Below are 983 nucleotides of genomic sequence, written 5' to 3'. Positions count from 1 at the left end.
GGAGGCCCCGACCATAGCGTCGGGGCCTCCTCTGTTTAAGGAGTACGACGGCGGCGCCCGGCTGCGGCCGCTCCGGTCCGCCAGCGGCGGGGGTAGGGTTTGGGGCACCGGCAGTTCCGCTGGAAAGGGCGCCGGCGAGGCCAACCACCAGGAGCTGCAGTGGCTGAACAGATCATCGGAACGCTGGCGGACTTCGGTGCCCGGGACCTGGCTGCCGCCGGGGGCAAAGGCGCCAACCTCGGCGAACTGGTCCGTGCCGGATTCCCGGTCCCGCCGGGATTCGTGGTCACCACGGCCGCCTACCGGCTGCTGCTCGATCAGGCCGGGCTCGGAACCGAGCTGGAAAGACTGCTCGCGGCGCCGGATAGCCGCCGGGCCGGAGGAGTCCGGGGTAGGGCGGCAGAACACCAAGGCCCGGCCGGCGTCAACGGTGCCCGGATCCGGACCGTCTTCGCAGCCGCGGCAGTGCCCGCACAGCTTCAGGACAGGATCGCCGCCGCCTATCGCGACCTGGGCGGCGGGCCGGTGGCCGTGCGTTCGAGCGCCACCGCGGAAGACCTGCCCGGTGCCGCCTTCGCCGGCCAGCAGGACACCTTCCTCGATGTCGAGGGCGAGGCAGCGCTCATCCGGGCCGTGGCGGACTGCTGGGCCTCGCTGTGGACGGACCGGGCGATCGCCTACCGGGCGCGGAACGGAATCGACCCGCACGAGGTGGCCATCGCCGTCGTTGTCCAACGGATGGTCCCGGCCGCGGCGGCGGGCGTGCTCTTTACCGCGAATCCGGTGACCGGGGAGCGCAGCGAGCTGGTGGTGGAAGCCGCCGCGGGGCTCGGCGAGGCAGTGGTGTCCGGACAGGTGACGCCGGACAGCTACGTGCTGGACCGGGGCGGACGCCTCCTGCGGTTCACCCCGGGACGTCCGGAATCGGAAACGGACGACGGCGGCCGGCAGCGTGCGCGGGCTGTCCCGCCGGAAGCGGGCGG

1 protein-coding gene is annotated in these 983 nt (G+C 73.1%); it reads left to right on the top strand.

Features of this window, described 5'->3' with window-relative positions:
- Positions 1-159: 159 nt before the first annotated feature.
- Positions 160-983 (top strand): PEP/pyruvate-binding domain-containing protein (locus tag D477_RS00940; RefSeq protein WP_005266381.1); only part of this gene is annotated, 824 nt, incomplete at its 3' end.

This window comes from Arthrobacter crystallopoietes BAB-32, assembly GCF_000328305.2.
Classification (GTDB): Bacteria; Actinomycetota; Actinomycetes; order Actinomycetales; family Micrococcaceae; genus Crystallibacter; species Crystallibacter crystallopoietes_A.
The sequence above is the reverse complement of the archived record's forward strand: the minus strand, read 5'-3'. Positions and strand labels throughout refer to the sequence as shown.